The sequence below is a fragment of the Pseudomonas sp. 8209 genome (genome assembly GCF_028682105.1).
Lineage (GTDB): Bacteria > Pseudomonadota > Gammaproteobacteria > Pseudomonadales > Pseudomonadaceae > Aquipseudomonas > Aquipseudomonas palmensis.
Map to the genome: position 1 here is coordinate 292,396 of NZ_JANIAH010000002.1, position 19,085 is coordinate 311,480.

Below are 19,085 nucleotides of genomic sequence, written 5' to 3' on the forward strand. Positions count from 1 at the left end.
CGCAGGAGGTCCGCTCACGCCGGTAACAAAACGCTACTTTTCGCACCAAAATAGCGCCTCGCGAACACAATCAGCACCGCCTCCTACCGAAAACTACTCACTTGTCCTACAAGCCGGTAACGTTTTGACTTCAAAGTCGATTTTTTGCTTATTCCGCGACGGCATCGACCCTCAAACCAAAAGATCTGTACACCCCCGGTTTTCGGGCACCACGCGCCCTTTGGCCACCGAAATGTGAAAATTTCATCAACGCACCGCGCAATTGAGCACGCTTGTTGCATTCATCTCTGCCCAACGTCGGCATGGCGCCTGCACAAGCAAGCCAAGTGCGACAAATAACAACAGCTGCAAGGGCAACCAGGGAGTTTTGGCATCAAAGGCTTGGCGTGATTGCGCTGCCTTTGCTGCTCTGCGAAACAGCGCTGTAGTTGAACGCACCGGTCATGCCGGGGCGTAATTTGCGACAGGGATTTAACCGTTTGCGACGGGACCATAAAGTTAATGAAAGGTTCCTTTCGCAAGTATCGCCAACGACAGTCAGCGTGATATACATTTCGCCGACTCAAAAAAGAAAGAGCCGCCCCATAAAAAAACCAGGGGGCAAGGCCGTAATCTTCCAAAACCAAAGGAGCAAATCACGATGCGCGTGATGAAGTGGAGCATAATCGCCCTGGCCGTAGCGGCAGGCACCTCGCAGCTGGCCATGGCGTCTTCTCAGGATGAATCCAAGGGGTTTGTAGAAGACAGCAGCTTGAACGTCAAACTTCGCAACCTGTACTTCAGCCGTGACTACCGCAACGTCCCCAACACCGAGCAGAGCCGCGCTGCAGAGTGGGGCCAAGGCTTCATCGGCACCTTCGAGTCGGGCTTCACCCAAGGCACCATCGGCGTCGGCGTCGACGCAATCGGCATGCTGGGTCTGAAACTGGACGGCGGCAAGGGCACTGCCGGCACCGGCCTGTTCCCGACCGGCTCCGACGAACGCTCGCAGGACGACTACTCCAAAGGCGGCGCAGCCATCAAGTTCCGGATTTCCGACACCGTCCTGAAAGTGGGTGACCAGTTCACCTCGCTGCCAGTGCTGGCCACCGACGACAGCCGCCTGCTGCCTGAAATGGCCCAGGGCGCGTTGATCACCAGCAACGAAATCAAGGGGCTGACGCTCAACGCCGGTCGCTTCACCAGCATCACCGCACAAGACCAGACCAACCGTGACGGCGGCATCCACCTGACCAAGGCCGACGTACTGGGCGGCACCTACGCGTTCAGCGACGAGCTCAGCACCAGCCTCTACTACTCCAAGGTCGAAGACTACTGGCGCAAATACTACGCCAACGTGAACTGGAGCCTGCCGATCAACGACGAGCAGGGCCTGGTGTTCGACTTCAACTTCTACAACACCAAGAGCACCGGCGCCGCGCTGGAAAAAGCCTACGACGGCGACAAGATCGACAGCCGTGCATTCAGCCTGTCCGCCGCCTACACCATCGGTGCGCACACCTTCACCCTGGCGCACCAGCGCATCAGCGGCGACGGCGGCTACGCCTACGGCGTCGACGGCGGCGGTACCGTGTTCCTGGCCAACTCGGTGGCACGTTCGGACTTCAACTCCGAAGACGAGAAATCCTGGCAGGCTCGCTACGACATCAACATGGCCACCTTCGGCGTACCGGGCCTGAGCTTCATGACCCGCTACATCCGTGGTACCGATGCCAACGTTTCCTCCGGCAACAACGGCAAAGAGTGGGAACGCGACATCGAAGCCAAGTACGTACTGCAGGAAGGCCCGGCCAAAGACCTGAGCTTCCGCGTTCGCCAGGCCACCTACCGCTCCAGCGATGCGGTGTACAACAACTCGTCGCCTTCGATCGACGAACTGCGCCTGATCGTCGAGTACCCGCTGAGCATCCTGTAAGCCTTCCGGCTCACGGACCCCAGCTCGAAAAAGCCCGGCCCTGCCGGGCTTTTTCTTTTGTGTTGATGCACTTGGCGCAGTTTCCCGCGCCACCATCCTATACGTCACCGAATCGCCCCCGTACAATGCGGGGTCATTTCAGTTAAGCAACCGACAACGGCCTACCATGCGCACCAGTCAATATTTGCTCGCCACACAGAAAGAAACCCCTTCCGACGCGGTCGTCATCAGCCACCAGCTCATGCTGCGTGCCGGCATGATCCGCAAGCTCGCATCCGGCCTTTATACCTGGCTGCCGATGGGCCTTCGCGTGATGCGCAAGGTCGAAGCCGTGGTACGCGAGGAAATGAACGCCGCAGGCGCCCTGGAAGTGCTGATGCCGGCCATTCAGCCCGCTGAACTGTGGCAGGAGTCCGGCCGCTGGGAGCAGTACGGCCCCGAGCTGCTGCGCCTGAAGGACCGTCATGGTCGCGAGTTCTGCGTGGGGCCTACCCACGAAGAGGTCATCACCGACCTCGCGCGCAACGAGCTGAGCAGCTATAAACAGCTGCCACTGAACATGTACCAGATCCAGACCAAGTTCCGCGACGAGATCCGTCCGCGCTTCGGCCTGATGCGCGGTCGCGAGTTCATCATGAAGGATGCCTACTCCTTCCATGCCGACCAGGCGTCCCTGCAGCAAACCTACGACCGAATGCACCAGGCGTACTGCAATGTGTTCACCCGCCTGGGCCTGGATTTCCGCCCCGTGCAGGCCGACACCGGCTCGATCGGTGGCAGCTGGTCCCACGAGTTCCACGTGCTGGCCGAGTCCGGTGAAGACGACGTGATCTTCAGCGACAGCTCCGACTACGCCGCCAACATCGAGAAGGCCGAAGCAATCCCGCGGGAAACCGTGCGCCCTGCCCCCACCGAGGAGCTGCGCCTGGTCGATACCCCGGACGCGAAAACCATCGCCGCCCTGGTCGAAAACTACGGCGTGCCGATCGAGCGCACCGTCAAGACCCTGATCGTGCATGCCGCCGAAGAAGGCAAGCTGATTGCCCTGATCGTCCGCGGCGACCACGAGCTCAACGAAATCAAGGCTGCCAACCTGCCACAGGTGGCCAGCCCGCTGGTGATGGCCAGCGACGCCGAACTGCGCGACGCCATCGGCGCCGGCGCCGGTTCCCTGGGCCCGCTGAACCTGCCGCTGCCGTGCATCATCGACCGTTCCGTGGCCTTCATGAGCGACTTCGGCATCGGTGCCAACATCGACGACAAGCACTACTTCGGCGTGAACTGGGAGCGCGACCTGCCCGTACCGGAAATCGCCGACCTGCGCAACGTGGTAGCCGGCGACCCGAGCCCGGACGGCAAGGGTACGCTGATGATCAAGCGCGGCATCGAAGTCGGGCACATCTTCCAGCTGGGCACCAAGTACAGTGAAGCACTCAAGTGCCAGGTGCTGGGCGAGAACGGCAAGCCGGTGACCCTGGCCATGGGCTGCTATGGCATTGGTGTTTCGCGCGTGGTCGCCGCTGCCATCGAGCAGAACTACGACGACAAGGGCATCATCTGGAGCGATAGCCTCGCGCCATTCCAGATCGCCCTGGTACCGCTGCGCTACGAAACCGCCGAAGTGCGCGAAGCCACCGACAAGCTCTACGCCGAGCTGACAGCCGCCGGTTTCGAAGTGCTGCTGGACGACCGTGACAAGAAAACCAGCCCGGGGATCAAATTCGCCGACATGGAACTGATCGGCATCCCGCACCGCATCGTAGTCAGCGACCGGGGCCTGGCCGAAGGCAACCTGGAATACAAGTACCGCAAGGACAGCGAGGCCCAGGCCTTGCCCGTGGCCGAGGTGCTGTCGTTCCTGCAAGCCCGTATTCGTCGCTGATAGCCAACACAAGAGTAGCCATGTTCAAGCGAATCACCTTCGGAGGCGCCGCCCTGTGCGGCGCCGTGCTGCTCAGCGGCTGCGCCAACCAGATGTCCCAGCGCAGCGAGCATGAGGAGCGGATCGAGCGCAAGCTGCTCGAGCACAGCCTGCAGATCGATGTCGGAGAGCCCAAGGTACTCGAGCTGCCGCAACGGCGCGTGCGCGTTCACGAACAGAAGAACTTCGAAGTCACCGAATTCGAAGTGACCCGTCGTTATGATCGCTACACGCCCTACCAACCCTGGCGCGAAATCTACGAGATCCCGCTGGGCGCAGTGGCCGTGGTTGCCGGTATCGGCGCCAATGTGGTCAATGTGTTCGCACTGGGCAACCTGCCCGACAGCGTGACCCATGACTGGCTCAGCTATGGCGTGGCCGGGCTCAACCCGTTCATGAACGTGCAGTCCAACGGCCGCGCACAACAGAACCTGGCCAGTATCAGCGAAGTGCAGAAGGACAAACGCCAGGAGTACACCAGCCTGCCGTGGGGCGAACGCCCGGTCGAGGTCAAGGCTGGCAAGCTCACCCACGAGCTGACCACCGACCGCAATGGTGTATTGCGCCTGAACCTGCTCGACAGCCCGTTCACCGAACAGAACCTGACCCAGGTGGGCACCTTGCACCTGGCCGTGGCCGATGAAGAAAACAACGTGCGTGCCGACGCCAGCCTGCTGCTCAGCCCAACGCTGCGCGGCAAACTGGTCGAAGCCCATGAGCTGATCTACGACGACCTTGAAGACGACGAGGTGAGCGAGTGGGTACACCGGGTCAAGCGCTTGTCCGAACTCGGCCTGGAAGAGGAAGCCAGCGAGCTGGAACAGAGCCTGATCGAGCTGACCCGCAATGATCCGGAGCTGCAACAGGAGTTTCTCAAGGCGCTGACCAGGGATGCCGGCCGCCTGGTGGCAGACCCCGGCGCGAAGTAGCTCCAGCACCATGAACGCCAGGCATCGACCACGATGCCTGGCGTTTCACTCGGGCGTGAACAGCTCCAGCTGAACATGCGCCCCGCGCAAGTCGTGCAACCGCACGCCAATTCCCAGCAACCTGACCGGCTTGGCGCCGCGCGCGAAAGCCTGGCTGAGCAGTTGCCGGTAGCTTTCAAGATCACGCCCCGCCCCCGCCTGCTCCAGGGTGGTCTGGGTGAAGTCATGGAACTTGACCTTGACGAACGGCTTGCCCGGCCGGTAACTGTCGTCGATCCGGGCCATGCGACCGCCCAGCGATTCCAGCAGTTCAGGCAGTTTTTCAAGGCAGCTGGCCAGGTCCGGCAGGTCGCTGTCGTAGGTGTTCTCGACGCTCACCGACTGGCGCCGGCTGTCGTTGTGCACCACCCGCTCGTCAATGCCGCGCGCCAGCCCGTAAAGACGCTCGCCGAAACTGCCGAACTCGCGGACCAGGGCCAGGCGGTCCCACTCGCGCAGATCCTTGCAATCGACAATGCCCAGGCGCCCCAGCTTGTCAGCCGTGACCTTGCCAACCCCATGCAGCTTGGTCACTGGCAAGCAGGCGACGAAGTCTTGCACCTGTGCCGGGGTAATCACGAACAAGCCGTTGGGTTTGCGCCAGTCACTGGCAATCTTGGCCAGGAACTTGTTGGGCGCCACCCCCGCCGATACCGTGATGTGCAGGCGCTGGGACACCCGCCGGCGAATGTCGTCGGCAATGCGCGTGGCACTGCCGGAAAACTTCGGGCTGTCGGATACGTCCAGATAGGCTTCATCCAGCGACAATGGCTCGATCAGCTCGGTGTACTCGCGGAAGATGTTGTGAATCTCCCGCGAGGCTTCCTTATAGGCATCCATGCGCGGCTTGACGATGGTCAGGTCGGGGCACAGCTTCAACGCGTGGTGCGACGACATCGCAGAGCGTACGCCAAAGGCCCGCGCTTCGTAGTTGCAGGTAGCAATCACCCCGCGCCGGTCGGCCGAACCACCCACGGCCAGAGGCTTGCCGGCCAGCCGCGGGTCGTCGCGCATCTCGATGGCTGCGTAGAAACAGTCGCAATCGATGTGGATGATCTTGCGTTGGGACATGGATGACCGTTAACACCGTTGATTCGTACGCGCAGTATCTCACTCGTCACCACCGGCTGCACCCTGCACCCGTCACCCCGGGCAAATGCCCTGCAGCCCCCGCCTTAGCGCGCCCGCAGCCAGATCACAAACGCTAAGCAATTGAACAAAAAAGGATTTCTGGATTTTAGCGGTTGACACGTTCTGAGATATCTGTAGAATCCACTCCACAGACGCGGGATGGAGCAGTCTGGTAGCTCGTCGGGCTCATAACCCGAAGGTCGTCGGTTCAAATCCGGCTCCCGCAACCAAACATCAGAGAAGGCCACTTGAAAAAGTGGCCTTTTTTGTTGGGCGCTGTTTGGCCCATAGCAGGTTTTTGTTGTAAATCAACAATTAAGCATTGACAGCATCTCCATACGCTGTAGAATCCGCCCCACAGACGCGGGATGGAGCAGTCTGGTAGCTCGTCGGGCTCATAACCCGAAGGTCGTCGGTTCAAATCCGGCTCCCGCAACCAAACAACAGAAAAGGCCACTTTGAAAAAAGTGGCCTTTTTTGCGTCTGGCGAAAAGTACCTTCCCCTCCTCTCCATGCCCTTGCGGCAGCATGAAACTTCTTTAACTATCCTGATGGGCGCGGATCGGCATGATCGCGAGTAAGATTCAGACATTATTTTTCCATAGGGATTGGTAACTTGGTCGGATACATCGTCCAGTCGCGCGCAATCCAAAAAGGTGATTGATGCGCCCACAAACGCCCGAAGCAGACCCCCCCGTTAGCGCCGCCCAGCCCATCGCCCCGCATCGCCTGCGCTGGCTGGAACTGCTCAGCCGGTATCGTCAGCCGATCGGCCTGGCGGTCACCCTGCTACTGTTCGGCATCGCCCTGATTGCCTGTCGCCATCTGCTCAGCGAGCTGGATATCTATGCCCTGCACGATTCGCTGCTGAGTGTGCCCAAGCCCGCCCTGGCCGGTGCACTGCTGGCCACGGTCGCAGGCTTTGTCATCCTGCTGGGCTATGAATGGTCAGCCAGCCGTTATGCCGGGGTCCGGCTGCCTTCAGCCACCCTGGCCATGGGCGGCTTCTGTGCATTCGCCATCGGCAACGCGATCGGGTTGTCGCTGCTGTCCGGCGGCTCGGTGCGTTACCGGTTGTACGCCCGCCACGGCATAGGCGGTGCCGAAGTGGCCCGCATGACGCTGTTTGCCAGCCTGTCGCTGGGCTGCGCGCTGCCGCCGCTGGCAGCGCTGGCCACCCTGAGCAACCTGCCCGCCGCGGCCATGGCGCTGCGCACGCCGGCCCCGGTACTGGCAGCCATCGCCGTCGCGGTACTGGGCCTGAGCATGGCCCTGGCCTACGGGCTGTACCGGCGTCGACTGCCGGAACAGCCGCTGGCCGACAACCTGCTGGTACGCATACGCCGACGCACACTGCGCCTGCCGGGCGCGCGCCTGACCTTGCTGCAGCTGCTGATCACCGCACTGGACGTGGCCGCCGCCGCCACGGTGCTGTACCTGCTGCTGCCCGAGGCTCCGCCCTTCGGTGCGTTCCTGCTGGTGTACCTGCTGGCCCTGGCTGCCGGTGTGCTCAGCCACGTGCCCGGCGGGGTCGGGGTCTTCGAGGCCATCCTGCTGGCCGCCTTCGCCGACCAGCTGGGGGCTGCGCCACTTGCCGCTGCGCTGCTGCTGTACCGCCTGATCTATGTCGTGCTGCCGCTGCTGGTGGCCTGCGTGGTCCTGCTGGCCAGTGAAGCCAAGCGCTTTCTGTTCGCGCGCCAGGCCATGAAGGTGGCCTCCGGGCTTGCCGCACCGGTACTGGCGATTCTGGTGTTCCTGTCGGGCGTGGTGCTGTTGTTCTCCGGGGCCACGCCCGAAATCGACACGCGCCTGGAGCACCTGGGTTTCCTGGTTCCGCACCGCTTGATCGATGCCTCGCACTTCGGCGCCAGCCTGATCGGCGTGCTGTGCCTGCTGCTGGCCCAGGGCCTGCGGCGGCGCCTGTCGGCAGCCTGGATACTCACCACCGTGCTGCTGCTGGTCGGCGCCCTGCTGTCGCTGCTCAAGGGCTTCGACTGGGAAGAGGCCAGCCTGCTGACGCTTACCGCCTGCCTGCTGGCAGTGTTCCGCGGTTCATTCTACCGGCCCAGTCGACTGCTCGAGCTGCCCTTCTCGCCGGTCTACGTGGTGGCCAGTGCCTGTGTGATCGGCGCGTCGGTGTGGCTGCTGCTGTTCGCCTACCAGGACGTGCCCTACAGCCACCAGCTGTGGTGGCAGTTCACCCTGGACGCCGATGCCCCGCGCGGGCTGCGCTCATTGCTCGGTAGCGCGGTACTGCTGGTGATCGTTGCACTGACCTGGCTGCTGCGTACCGCACGCCCGACCATCCACCTGCCTACAGGTGACGAGCTGCAACGGGCCAACCGCATCCTGCAGAGCTCCGACCAGCCCGATGGCGGCCTGGCGCTGACCGGCGACAAGGCGTTGCTGTTCCACCCTCAGGATGACGCCTTCCTGATGTACGCCCGCCGCGGGCGCAGCCTGGTGGCGCTGTACGACCCGATCGGCCCGGCCCAGCGCCGCGCCGAGATGATCTGGCAGTTTCGCGACCTGTGCGATATCCACCACGCTCGACCGGTGTTCTACCAGGTGCGTGCCGAGAACCTGCCCTTCTACATGGACATCGGCCTGACCGCGATCAAGCTGGGCGAAGAGGCCCGCGTGGACCTGCTGCGCTTCGACCTCGACGCCAAGGGCAAGGAGATGAAAGACCTGCGCTATACCTGGAACCGCGGCGGGCGCGACGGCCTGAGCCTGGAGATCCACGAGCCCGGGCAAGCCCCGCTCGAGGAATTGAAGGTGATTTCCGATGCCTGGCTCGAAGGCAAGAACGTGCGCGAAAAAGGCTTTTCGCTGGGCCGCTTCAGCGCAGAGTACCTGCAGCACTTCCGCATCGCGCTGATTCGCTTCCAGGGCCAGCCGGTGGCCTTTGCCAACCTGCTCGAAACCCACAGCCGCGAGCTGGCCAGCCTGGACCTGATGCGCGCGCACCCGCAAGCACCAAAGCTGACCATGGAGTTTCTGATGATCGGCCTGATCCAACACTACAAGACGCATGGATACGCGCGCTTCAGCCTCGGCATGGTGCCGTTGTCCGGGCTGCAGCCGCGTCGCGGCGCACCTCTGACTCAGCGCCTGGGCTCGATGGTGTTCCAGCGCGGCGAGCAACTGTACAACTTCCAGGGCCTGCGCCGCTTCAAAGACAAGTTCCAGCCTGACTGGGAACCCCGTTACATGGCCGTACCCGCCGGGCTCGATCCCCTGGTGGCCCTGGCCGATACCGCCGCCCTGATTGCAGGCGGCCTGACCGGATTGGTGAAACGCTGATGATTCGACGCTACTGGCTTCATGTACTGGCCGCCCTGGTGCTGGCCCTGCTCGCGGCGGCCCTGGGCTTCTGGCTGTGGGCCCGCCCTGCCCCGCAACCGCACCTTGAACATTTGACCCTGGCCGATGGCAGCAGCCTGGTGCGGGTTACCCCAAGCACGCGAGGCAAGGACCTGGTGGCCGTGGCCGTGCCGCAGGACCAGGCCCTGAGCGACAAGCAACTGATCGACCTGAGCCAGAGTGCCCGCGCCCAGCTGGTACAGGTGATCCTGCCGCCGAGCGACTGCAACCTGCAGCAGCAGGCGCTGCAGCAGGCCTTGCAACAGTTGCAGGGCACGCCGACGCTGGTTGCCGGCATCGGCCCGGGAGCCGGGCTGGCCTGGAGCTGGCTGGCCGGGCAGACCAACGACAAGGCCCAGGCCATCTCCGTGGGGTTCAGCATCGAGCAGCCCGGCTGCAGCGCCGCGCTGCCCAAGTCGGCCGCCCATGGTCACTGGAACGTGGCCTGGAACGACAACCCGGATGACGCCAGCGCCGCCTTCGTGCGCGACCAGGCCAATGCACAGACCAGCATCAGCGATTACGACATCCACCTGCCCCAGGTGCTCAAGGCCCAACTGACCCAGGCCCTGCTGGGCGTGGATGGCAATGCACTGAGCATTCCGGTGGTGGAAGTGCCGGCCGGCCAGACCACCGACACCGTGACGCTGTTCCTGTCCGGCGATGGCGGCTGGCGCGACCTTGACCGCGACGTGGCGGGCGAGATGGCCAAGCTGGGCTACCCGGTGGTGGGCATCGATACCCTGCGCTACTACTGGCAGCACAAGACACCGGAGCAGAGCGCAGTCGACCTGTCCGAGCTGATGCAGCACTACCGCCAGAAGTGGGGCACCAAACGCTTCGTACTGACCGGCTATTCATTCGGTGCCGACGTGCTGCCGGCGATCTACAACCGCTTGCCACCCGAAGACCAGAAGCGCATCGATGCGGTGATTCTGCTGGCGTTCGCGCGCAGTGGCAGTTTCGAGATCGAGGTCGAGGGCTGGCTGGGCAATGCCGGCAAAGAGGCGCCAACCGGGCCTGAGATGGCCAGGATGCCGCCGAGCAAGGTGCTGTGCATCTATGGTGAAGAAGAGGCCGATGAAAGCGGCTGCACCGACCATACCGCCGTGGGTGAGCGCGTGAAGCTGCCCGGCGGGCACCACTTCGACGAAAACTACCCGGCCCTGGCCAAACGCCTGATCAGCGAGATAGAAACGCGCCAGGGAAAGTCCAGCGTCGCTGAACAGTAGAAGCCTCGCCGGCAAGGCCGGCTCCTGCAACGGATCGCATCCTGCAGGAGCCGCCTTGGCGGCGAAAGGCCCCGCTAGATCTCCACCTGCGTACCCAGCTCGATCACCCGGTTCAATGGCAGGTTGAAGAACCTCAGGTTGCCGTTGGCATTCTTCAGCAGGAAGGCAAACAGCACCCCGCGCCAGCGCGACATGCCCACCAGCTTGGATGCGATCACCGTCTCGCGGCTGAGGAAGTAGGTGGTGCGCATGGGGCTGAAATCCAGCTCGTCCAGGTGACACAGCTTCAACGCCGCCGGCACGTCCGGCTCGTCCATGAAGCCGAAATGCAGGATCACCCGGTAGAACCCCTCGCCATACCCCTCCACCTCGAAACGCCGCTGTGGCGGTACCCGCGGTGAATCCTCGTTGACCACGGTGAGCAACACCACCTGGCGGTGCAGCACCTGGTTGTGCAGCATGTTGTGCAGCAGCGCATGGGGCACCGCGTCCGAACGCGCGGTCAGGAACACCGCCGTACCTTCCACACGGTGCGGCGGCTGCACGCGGATGCTGGCGATGAACACCGGCAATGGCAACGCCCCCTCATCCAGGCGCTCCACCAGGATCTGCTTGCCGCGCTTCCAGGTGGTCATCAGGATGAACAGCGCAATCCCTGCCAGCACCGGGAATGCCCCGCCCTGCAGCACCTTGGGCACGTTGGCGGCAAAGAACAGCCCGTCGACGAACAGAAAGCCCAGCAGTACCGGTACCGCCAGCAGCGGTGGCCACTTCCACAGCAGCAACATCACCGCCGACACCAGGATGGTGGTGATCAGCATGGTCCCGGTTACCGCAACGCCATAGGCCGACGCCAGCGCGCCGGAGGACTCGAAGCCCAGCACCAGCAGGATCACCCCGACCATCAGCGACCAGTTGACCGCCCCGATGTAGATCTGCCCCTGCTCGTCGCTGGAGGTGTGCTGGATCTGCATGCGCGGCACATAACCAAGCTGGATGGCCTGGCGGGTGAGGGAGAAGGCCCCGGAAATCACCGCCTGGGAAGCGATCACGGTGGCCAGGGTGGCCAGCCCGACCAGCGGCACCAGCGCCCAGCCGGGGGCCAGCAGGTAGAACGGGTTACGTGCCGCTTCGGGGTTCTCCAGCAGCAATGCGCCCTGACCGAAATAGTTGAGCACCAGCGCCGGCAGCACCAGCGCGAACCAGGCCCGCGCGATCGGCTTGCGGCCAAAATGCCCCATGTCGGCGTACAAGGCCTCGGCCCCGGTCAGCGCCAGCACCACGGCGCCCAGAATCGCCACGCCCATGCCGGGGTGGACGATGAAGAAGCGCACAGCCCAGATCGGGTTGAGCGCCTGCAGCACTTCGGGGCGCTGGACGATGCCGTGCACGCCCAGGGCCGCCAGCACCACGAACCAGGCCACCATCACCGGCCCGAACAGAATGCCGATGCGCGCGGTACCGTGCTTCTGGATCAGGAACAGCGCCACCAGCACGACCAGCGCCACCGGTATCACCCAGTGATCGATGCCATCGAACGCCAGTTGCATGCCTTCGACCGCCGACAGCACCGAAATCGCCGGGGTGATCATGCTGTCGCCATAGAACAGCGCCGCACCGAACAAGCCGAACACCACCAGCAGCGCACGCAATCTGGGATAAGGTGCAGCCGCTCGTCGGGCCAGCGCGGTCAGGGCCATGATGCCACCCTCCCCCTGGTTGTCCGCGCGCAGGATGAACAGCACGTACTTGATCGACACCACCCAGATCAGCGACCACAGGATCAACGCCAGGATGCCCAGCACACCATCATGGTTGACCGGCACCCCGTAGCCGCCGGAGAAGACTTCCTTGAGGGTATACAAGGGGCTGGTACCGATATCGCCGTATACCACCCCGACTGCCGCCACCAGCAGGCTCAGCGGCTTTGCCGCCGTATGCCCGGCATTGGCCTGACTGCTTGCCTGAACCATCAACCACTCCCGCAACCAAGACCCAGAGGCCGGCGAAATTCGCGCCAGGCGCTATCATTTTTGCAACCCGTCGCAGCGTGCCGAACGCAGCGCTGAACGACGCGGGAGCGATGGCGCGAAGCATAGCGCAGCGTTCGTCGCATTTCTGCTAGTCAAGCGCGTTGTGCCTCGCTAGAATTGCGCACTTTTTGATCAGAGGCGCCCCAAAGCGCCCGTCAGGGCTGCCACCTTCGCGTGCCAAGCAGCCCCTCTACACCGAGGTTAACCATGTCCACCACCGCCACGCCCACCACGCCAAAGGTCGGCTTCGTTTCCCTGGGTTGCCCCAAAGCCCTGGTCGATTCCGAGCGCATCCTGACCCAGCTGCGCATGGAAGGCTATGAAGTCGTGCCCACCTACGAGGATGCCGACGTGGTGGTGGTCAACACCTGTGGCTTCATCGACTCGGCCAAGGCCGAATCGCTGGAAGTGATCGGCGAGGCCATCAAGGAAAACGGCAAGGTCATCGTTACCGGCTGCATGGGTGTCGACGCCAACAACATTCGCGACGTGCACCCCAGCGTGTTGTCGGTGTCCGGGCCGCAGCAGTACGAGCAGGTGGTCAACGCCGTGCACGAAGTGGTGCCACCACGTCAGGACCACAATCCGCTGATCGATCTGGTGCCGCCCCAGGGTGTCAAGCTGACCCCGCGTCACTACGCCTACCTGAAGATTTCCGAAGGCTGCAACCACACCTGCAGCTTCTGCATCATTCCGTCGATGCGTGGCAAGCTGGTCAGCCGCCCGGTGGGCGAGGTGCTGAGCGAGGCCGAGCGCCTGGTCAAGGCCGGCGTCAAGGAGCTGCTGGTGATCTCCCAGGACACCAGCGCCTACGGCGTCGACGTCAAGTACAAGACCGACTTCTGGAACGGCCGGCCGGTCAAGACGCGCATGCTCGAGCTGTGCGAAGCGCTCGGCAGCCTGGGCGTGTGGGTGCGCCTGCACTATGTGTACCCGTACCCGAACGTCGATGACGTGATCCCGCTGATGGCCGCCGGCAAGCTGCTGCCTTACCTGGACATCCCGTTCCAGCACGCCAGCCCCAAAGTGCTCAAGTCGATGAAGCGCCCTGCCTTCGAAGACAAGACCCTGGCACGCATCAAGAAATGGCGCGAACAGTGCCCGGAGCTGATCATCCGCTCCACCTTCATCGTCGGCTTCCCCGGCGAGACCGAGGAAGACTTCCAGTACCTGCTCGACTGGCTCACCGAAGCCCAGCTCGACCGCGTCGGCTGCTTCCAGTACTCGCCCGTCGAAGGCGCACCGGCCAACGACCTGGACCTGCCCGTGGTTCCTGATGACGTCAAGCAGGACCGCTGGGATCGCTTCATGGCCCACCAGCAGGCCATCAGCAGCGCGCGTCTGCAACTGCGCATCGGCAAGCGCATCGAAGTGCTGATCGACGAAGTCGAGGAGCAGGGCTCGGTGGGCCGCAGCTTCTTCGACGCCCCGGAGATCGACGGCAATGTGTTCATCGACGGCGACCACGGCTTCAAGCCGGGGGACAAGGTCTGGTGCGTCGTCACCGATGCCGACGAATACGACCTGTGGGCCGAGCCTGTCTGACGCTTTGCGGCCTGGAAAAGCCCTGCCATCATGGCGGGGCTTTTTATTGGACTATCGTGTCCAGTACGGACACCCCAGGAGACCCTGCGATGCGCGCGCATTCCACCGTGCAAACCCCTAGCCCCCACGACTACCCTCGCCTGCTGCAGGTATGGGAAGCCTCGGTACGTGCCACCCACGATTTTCTCCCCGAAAGCTACATCGTGCTGCTGCGTGAACTGGTGCCCAAGTACCTGGATGCAGTGATGCTGATCTGCTGCAAGGACAGCCAGCAACGCATCACCGGCTTTGCCGGTGTAGCGGCCGGGCGTGTCGAAATGCTGTTCGTCGACCCGCAGTATCGCGGTCAGGGCATCGGCAAGCAGTTGCTGCGGCATGCCATCAATGAGCTGAACGCCGATGAGCTCGACGTCAACGAGCAGAATCCCCAGGCCATCGGCTTCTATGCCAGCCAAGGCTTCGAAGTCATCGGGCGCTCGGAAAAGGACGGCATGGGCAAACCCTACCCCCTGCTTCACCTCAGGCTAGGTCGTACACAGTCTGCGAGCACGGGCTGAAGGACGCTGTAAGGCCGATCCGAAAATCATCCCCTCACGGCATTAATAGCCGCCCGGCACGAATGTAGCCGGGCCTTCGCTCGCCCGGGCGGTTACAATGGGCGCCTTTCCCTGTGCCACGGCCGCCGTCATGTCTGAACCCATTCGTCTTTCCAAACGCCTTATCGAACTGGTCGGCTGCTCCCGACGGGAGGCCGAACTCTATATCGAAGGCGGTTGGGTGACCGTTGACGGCAACGTCGTCGACGAGCCACAGCTCAAGGTCGACGGCCAGGTCGTCGCCCTGCTGCCGGGCGCCAAGGCCGAAGCCCTGGAACCGGTAACCCTGCTGCTGCACCAGGCCGCCGACCAGGACAGCGAAAGCGCTCGCCTGAGCATGACCCCGGCCACCTTGTCCGAGGCCCACGCCGAAGGGCATCGCCCGCTCAAGGGCCACTTTGCCCGGCTGACCTGCGTCGCCGAGCTGCAACAGGGCGCCAGCGGCCTGCAGGTGTACAGCCAGGACTGGCGTGCCGTGCGCAAGGTCACCTCGGACCTGGCCAAGCTGGAGCAGGAGTATGTGGTCGAGGTCAGCGGCGAGATGGTTGCCCATGGCCTCGAACGCCTTAACCGCGGTTTCACCTGGAAGGGCCAGGAATTGCCCCGCATCAAGGCCAGCTGGCAGAACGAGACGCGCCTGCGCATGGTGCTGAAAAACCCGACGCCGGGGCTGATCGAACTGCTGTGCCGCAGTGTCGGTGTCAGCGTGGTCAGCATGCGCCGTATTCGCCTGGGCGGCGTGGCCATGAGCAAGCTGCCGCTGGGCCAGTGGCGCTACCTGTCCAGCAAAGAAAAATTCTAGGCCTCGCCACTCGGGCGTTGCCACTTGATCAGGATTGTCCAATGATTCACAACGATGTGCTGCGCAGCCTGCGCTACATGCTGGATATCAGCGATGCCAAACTGGCAGAGATCACCCGCATCAACGGTTTTGACGTCAGCGATGCCGACATTGCCAGCTACCTGAAAAAAGACGAGGAAGAAGGCTTCGTGCGCTGCCCGGACGAGGTCATCGCGCATTTTCTCGATGGCCTGGTGGTGTTCAAGCGTGGTCGTGACGAGAGCCGCCCGCCTCTGCCGGTCGAACTGCCGGTCACCAACAACATCATCCTGAAAAAACTGCGGGTGGCCTTCGAGCTAAAGGAAGACGACCTGCATGCCATTCTCAAGGCGGCGGATTTTTCGGTATCCAAGCCTGAACTCAGCGCCCTGTTCCGCAAGGTCGGCAACAGCAACTACCGCCCCTGTGGCGACCAGTTGCTGCGCAACTTCCTCAAGGGCCTGACCCTGCGAGTGCGTGGCTGATTCGATCATGGCCTACAGTGTCGAGCCGGTCGGCTACGTGCGCTCCTGCTTCAAGGAGAAGTTCGCCATCCCGCGCCAACCGCAGCTGGCTCCGGCTGCGCGCGGGGCGCTGGAGCTGGTATCGCCTTTCGATCAGGGGGAAGCGGTTGCCGGGCTAGAGCAGGTCAGCCACGTGTGGCTGCTGTTCCTGTTTCATCAGGCCCTGGAAGAGAAGCCGCGCCTGAAGGTGCGCCCGCCGCGCCTGGGCGGCAACACGTCGATGGGCGTGTTCGCCACCCGCGCCACCCACCGGCCAAACGGCATCGGGCAATCGGTGGTGAAGCTGGAGGGCGTCGAGGCCGGGCGACTGCTGCTGTCGGGCATCGACCTGTTGGACGGCACGCCGGTCATCGATATCAAGCCCTATGTACCCTATGCCGACAGCGTAGCCGGGGCGGTCAATCACATGGCCAGCACCCCGCCTGCGCCGATCACGGTGCAGTGGAGCGACTCGGCACTGCAGCAGGCCCATGCGCATGCGCTGCGTCTCGCAGAGCCGTTGGTGGAGCTGATAGAACAATGCCTGGCACAGGATCCACGCCCGGCCTATCAGGTGCCCCCGGTCGAGCGGGTGTACGGGGTCAGGTTCTGGGACGTGCAGGTACGCTGGCACTACCCTCAGCTGGATACGATCCGGGTGCTGGAGGTGGTGCGCGAGGCGTAGGGCCGGCGCCCGCAAGGTCGCAGGAACGCCGCGCCGGCGAATGCCGCACCACAAATCCAGGGCAAAAAAAACGCAGACCAAGGTCTGCGTTTTTTATTGGTACTGCCTGCTTACTTCTCGACGAACGCACGCTCGATCAGATAGTCACCTGGCTCGCGCATGCGCGCGGAGACTTTCAGGCCGAAGCTGTTCAGGACTTCGCTGGTTTCATCCAGCATGCTCGGGCTACCGCAGATCATCGCACGATCGTCCTGCGGGTTGATCGGCGGCAGGCCAATGTCGCTGAACAGTTTGCCGCTGCGCATCAGGTCAGTCAGGCGACCCTGATTCTCGAACGGCTCGCGGGTGACGGTGGGGTAGTAGATCAGTTTTTCACGCAGCGCCTCACCGAAGAACTCGTTCTGCGGCAGGTGCTCGGTGATGAACTCGCGATAGGCCACTTCGTTGACGTAGCGCACACCGTGGACCAGGATCACCTTCTCGAAGCGCTCGTAGGTTTCCGGGTCCTGGATGACGCTCATGAACGGTGCCAGGCCAGTGCCGGTGCTCAGCAGGTACAGGTGCTTGCCCGGGTTCAGGTCATCCAGCACCAGGGTGCCGGTAGGCTTCTTGCTGATGATGATCTCGTCGCCTTCCTTCAGGTGCTGCAACTGCGAGGTCAGCGGGCCGTCCGGCACCTTGATGCTGAAGAACTCCAGATGCTCTTCCCAGTTAGGGCTGGCGATCGAATAGGCGCGCATGAGCGGGCGGCCGTTAGGCTGTTGCAGGCCGATCATCACGAACTGACCGTTCTCGAAGCGCAGGCCCGGGTCGCGGGTGCACTTGAAGCTGAACAGGGTGTCGTTCCAGTGATGAACACTGAGGACACGTTCGTGGTTCATGTTGCTCATGTACGGGGGCTCCTGAAAAATAACGCAGCGCTGACCGTGAGCGCGATTGCGCGATAGTTTAGTGCGAGCGACAATATCTGTTAAATGAATTATCAAGATATGTCTTATCGGTTATATAGATATGCGATTTACACTGCGTCAACTTCAGGTCTTCGTGGCCGTCGCGCAACACCAGAGCGTCTCCCGTGCGGCCGGGATACTGGCGCTGTCGCAGTCGGCTGCGAGCACCTCCATCACCGAGCTTGAACGGCAATCCAGCTGTCAGCTGTTCGATCGTGCCGGCAAGCGCCTGAGCCTCAATGCACTGGGGCACCAGCTGCTGCCCCAGGCCGTGGCCCTGCTCGACCAGGCCAAGGAAATCGAGGACCTGCTCAACGGCAAGTCCGGCTTCGGCTCTCTGGCAGTGGGCGCCACACTGACCATCGGCAACTACCTGGCCACCTTGCTGATCGGCAGCTTCATGCAGGTTCACCCGGAGAGCCAGGTCAAACTGCATGTACAGAACACCGCCCATATCGTGCATCAGGTCGCGCACTATGAAATTGATCTGGGTCTTATAGAAGGCGATTGCAACCACCCCGACCTGGAGGTTCAGCCCTGGGTCGAGGACGAACTGGTGGTGTTCTGCGCGCCGCAGCACCCCTTGGCGCTCAAGGGTCGTGCCAGCCTTGAGGAACTGACCCATGAAGCCTGGATTCTGCGCGAGCAGGGTTCAGGCACGCGCCTGACCTTTGACCAGGCGATGCGCCACCATCGCTCGACACTCAACATCCGCCTGGAGCTGGAACATACCGAAGCGATCAAACGCGCGGTGGAATCAGGGCTCGGGATCGGCTGCATTTCACGTCTGGCGCTGCGCGATGCGTTTCGTCGCGGCAGCCTGGTGGCGGTGGAAACCCCCGACCTGGACCTGGCGCGGCAGTTCTACTTCATCTGGCACAAGCAGAAGTACCAGACCTCGGCGATGCGCGAGTTTCTGGAGTTGTGCCGCAACTTTACCGCCGGGGTACGACGCAGCGACGAAATCGTGCTGCCGCACATTGCCTAGAGCAGAATCACCGCCCACACCACCGCCACGATGCTCAACGCCACGAACTGGGCAGCACTGCCCATGTCCTTGGCGTTCTTGGACAACGGGTGGCGGTCCAGGGAAATACGATCGATCGCGGCTTCCACGGCAGAGTTGAGCAGCTCGACGATCAGCCCCAGCAGGCACACCGCGATCAGGATCGCGCGTTCGGCACGGCTTACATCCAGCCAGAAGGCGACCGGGATCAGCACCACGTTGAGCAGCACCAACTGACGAAACGCCGCTTCGCCGGTAAAGGCGGCGCGCAGGCCGTCGAACGAATAGCCGGCGGCGTTGAACACTCGTTTAAGGCCGGTCTGGCCCTTGAAAGGCGACATAGAAAGCCACTTGAACCCAATGAGGAGCGATGCAGGCTAGTGCACGCCGAGTCAAAAAAGCGTGAAGGCCAGT

The 19,085-nt window shown here is 62.9% G+C and carries 15 protein-coding genes and 2 tRNA genes; 13 read left to right on the forward strand and 4 right to left on the reverse strand.

Features of this window, described 5'->3' with window-relative positions:
• Positions 1-640 precede the first annotated feature (640 nt).
• From NP552_RS04985 to NP552_RS04995, 3 genes are all read left to right on the forward strand, one after another.
• Complete coding sequence (locus NP552_RS04985) at positions 641-1,915, forward strand: OprD family porin (RefSeq protein ID WP_043864251.1); 1,275 nt, start codon at positions 641-643, stop codon at positions 1,913-1,915.
• A 166-nt stretch (positions 1,916-2,081) separates the two neighbouring features.
• Positions 2,082-3,797, forward strand: coding sequence for a proline--tRNA ligase (locus NP552_RS04990; protein ID WP_043864252.1), 1,716 nt, complete (start codon positions 2,082-2,084; stop codon positions 3,795-3,797).
• Positions 3,798-3,817: 20 nt separating this feature from the next.
• The gene (locus tag NP552_RS04995) at positions 3,818-4,765 is read left to right on the forward strand and encodes a lipoprotein (RefSeq protein ID WP_043864253.1); all 948 of its coding nucleotides are present in this window, start codon (positions 3,818-3,820) and stop codon (positions 4,763-4,765) included.
• 45 nt (positions 4,766-4,810) lie between these two features.
• Here the strand turns inward: NP552_RS04995 and dinB are convergent, their stop codons facing one another.
• Positions 4,811-5,875, reverse strand: a complete 1,065-nt coding sequence (dinB, locus tag NP552_RS05000) for a DNA polymerase IV (RefSeq protein WP_043864254.1) — start codon at positions 5,873-5,875, stop codon at positions 4,811-4,813.
• 213 nt (positions 5,876-6,088) lie between these two features.
• Here dinB and NP552_RS05005 point away from each other — a divergent pair.
• The 4 genes from NP552_RS05005 to NP552_RS05020 all read left to right on the forward strand — a co-directional run bounded on the left by NP552_RS05005 (position 6,089) and on the right by NP552_RS05020 (position 10,533).
• Positions 6,089-6,165 (forward strand) — tRNA-Met (locus NP552_RS05005).
• A gap of 132 nt (positions 6,166-6,297) precedes the next feature.
• Positions 6,298-6,374 (forward strand) — tRNA-Met (locus NP552_RS05010).
• 224 nt (positions 6,375-6,598) lie between these two features.
• The gene (mprF, locus tag NP552_RS05015) at positions 6,599-9,241 is read left to right on the forward strand and encodes a bifunctional lysylphosphatidylglycerol flippase/synthetase MprF (RefSeq protein ID WP_274096521.1); all 2,643 of its coding nucleotides are present in this window, start codon (positions 6,599-6,601) and stop codon (positions 9,239-9,241) included.
• A complete protein-coding gene (locus NP552_RS05020) occupies positions 9,241-10,533 on the forward strand; it encodes a virulence factor family protein (protein ID WP_043864256.1) in 1,293 nt (430 codons plus the stop codon). Before mprF ends, NP552_RS05020 begins: the two co-directional genes overlap by 1 nt.
• 74 nt (positions 10,534-10,607) lie before the next feature.
• On the opposite strand, the gene NP552_RS05025 is transcribed toward NP552_RS05020, so the two are convergent.
• Complete coding sequence (locus NP552_RS05025) at positions 10,608-12,506, reverse strand: potassium transporter Kup (protein WP_043864257.1); 1,899 nt, start codon at positions 12,504-12,506, stop codon at positions 10,608-10,610.
• A 267-nt stretch (positions 12,507-12,773) separates the two neighbouring features.
• Here NP552_RS05025 and rimO point away from each other — a divergent pair, with 267 nt between their 5' ends.
• From rimO to tsaA, 5 genes are all read left to right on the forward strand, one after another.
• Entirely contained in the window at positions 12,774-14,111 is a 1,338-nt protein-coding gene (gene rimO, locus NP552_RS05030; protein WP_043864258.1) for a 30S ribosomal protein S12 methylthiotransferase RimO, read from the forward strand.
• 89 nt (positions 14,112-14,200) lie between these two features.
• On the forward strand, positions 14,201-14,668 hold the full coding sequence (locus NP552_RS05035; protein WP_054914976.1) for an acetyltransferase: 468 nt from the start codon (positions 14,201-14,203) through the stop codon (positions 14,666-14,668).
• A gap of 130 nt (positions 14,669-14,798) precedes the next feature.
• The gene (locus tag NP552_RS05040; RefSeq protein WP_088514533.1) at positions 14,799-15,509 is read left to right on the forward strand and encodes an rRNA pseudouridine synthase; all 711 of its coding nucleotides are present in this window, start codon (positions 14,799-14,801) and stop codon (positions 15,507-15,509) included.
• Between the two features lie 41 nt (positions 15,510-15,550).
• Positions 15,551-16,012, forward strand: coding sequence for a DUF1456 family protein (locus NP552_RS05045; protein ID WP_043864260.1), 462 nt, complete (start codon positions 15,551-15,553; stop codon positions 16,010-16,012).
• 7 nt (positions 16,013-16,019) lie between these two features.
• Positions 16,020-16,715 (forward strand): tRNA (N6-threonylcarbamoyladenosine(37)-N6)-methyltransferase TrmO, encoded by a 696-nt coding sequence (gene tsaA / locus NP552_RS05050; RefSeq protein WP_196932159.1) that lies wholly within the window; start codon positions 16,020-16,022, stop codon positions 16,713-16,715.
• Positions 16,716-16,825: 110 nt separating this feature from the next.
• Here the strand turns inward: tsaA and fpr are convergent, their stop codons facing one another.
• Positions 16,826-17,605, reverse strand: coding sequence for a ferredoxin-NADP reductase (fpr, locus tag NP552_RS05055; protein WP_043864261.1), 780 nt, complete (start codon positions 17,603-17,605; stop codon positions 16,826-16,828).
• Between the two features lie 121 nt (positions 17,606-17,726).
• Between fpr and NP552_RS05060 the strand changes: the two genes are divergently transcribed.
• Positions 17,727-18,653, forward strand: a complete 927-nt coding sequence (locus NP552_RS05060; RefSeq protein WP_043864262.1) for a LysR family transcriptional regulator — start codon at positions 17,727-17,729, stop codon at positions 18,651-18,653.
• Here NP552_RS05060 and NP552_RS05065 read toward each other — a convergent pair.
• Positions 18,650-19,012 carry a diacylglycerol kinase gene (locus NP552_RS05065; protein WP_054914977.1) on the reverse strand — a complete coding sequence of 121 codons (363 nt, stop codon included), beginning with the start codon at positions 19,010-19,012 and terminating at the stop codon, positions 18,650-18,652. The genes NP552_RS05060 and NP552_RS05065 overlap by 4 nt on opposite strands.
• Positions 19,013-19,085 lie beyond the last annotated feature (73 nt).

What these genes read in the sequence shown, in the direction of transcription:
- dinB (WP_043864254.1), bottom strand. Translation starts at nt 5,875, where the DNA reads ATGTCCCAACGCAAGATCATCCACATCGATTGCGACTGTTTCTACGCA.
- NP552_RS04990 (WP_043864252.1), top strand. Translation starts at nt 2,082, where the DNA reads ATGCGCACCAGTCAATATTTGCTCGCCACACAGAAAGAAACCCCTTCC.
- NP552_RS05045 (WP_043864260.1), top strand. Translation starts at nt 15,551, where the DNA reads ATGATTCACAACGATGTGCTGCGCAGCCTGCGCTACATGCTGGATATC.
- tsaA (WP_196932159.1), top strand. Translation starts at nt 16,020, where the DNA reads ATGGCCTACAGTGTCGAGCCGGTCGGCTACGTGCGCTCCTGCTTCAAG.
- NP552_RS04995 (WP_043864253.1), top strand. Translation starts at nt 3,818, where the DNA reads ATGTTCAAGCGAATCACCTTCGGAGGCGCCGCCCTGTGCGGCGCCGTG.
- NP552_RS05065 (WP_054914977.1), bottom strand. Translation starts at nt 19,012, where the DNA reads ATGTCGCCTTTCAAGGGCCAGACCGGCCTTAAACGAGTGTTCAACGCC.
- fpr (WP_043864261.1), bottom strand. Translation starts at nt 17,605, where the DNA reads ATGAGCAACATGAACCACGAACGTGTCCTCAGTGTTCATCACTGGAAC.
- NP552_RS05035 (WP_054914976.1), top strand. Translation starts at nt 14,201, where the DNA reads ATGCGCGCGCATTCCACCGTGCAAACCCCTAGCCCCCACGACTACCCT.
- rimO (WP_043864258.1), top strand. Translation starts at nt 12,774, where the DNA reads ATGTCCACCACCGCCACGCCCACCACGCCAAAGGTCGGCTTCGTTTCC.
- NP552_RS05060 (WP_043864262.1), top strand. Translation starts at nt 17,727, where the DNA reads ATGCGATTTACACTGCGTCAACTTCAGGTCTTCGTGGCCGTCGCGCAA.
- mprF (WP_274096521.1), top strand. Translation starts at nt 6,599, where the DNA reads ATGCGCCCACAAACGCCCGAAGCAGACCCCCCCGTTAGCGCCGCCCAG.
- NP552_RS05020 (WP_043864256.1), top strand. Translation starts at nt 9,241, where the DNA reads ATGATTCGACGCTACTGGCTTCATGTACTGGCCGCCCTGGTGCTGGCC.
- NP552_RS04985 (WP_043864251.1), top strand. Translation starts at nt 641, where the DNA reads ATGCGCGTGATGAAGTGGAGCATAATCGCCCTGGCCGTAGCGGCAGGC.
- NP552_RS05025 (WP_043864257.1), bottom strand. Translation starts at nt 12,506, where the DNA reads ATGGTTCAGGCAAGCAGTCAGGCCAATGCCGGGCATACGGCGGCAAAG.
- NP552_RS05040 (WP_088514533.1), top strand. Translation starts at nt 14,799, where the DNA reads ATGTCTGAACCCATTCGTCTTTCCAAACGCCTTATCGAACTGGTCGGC.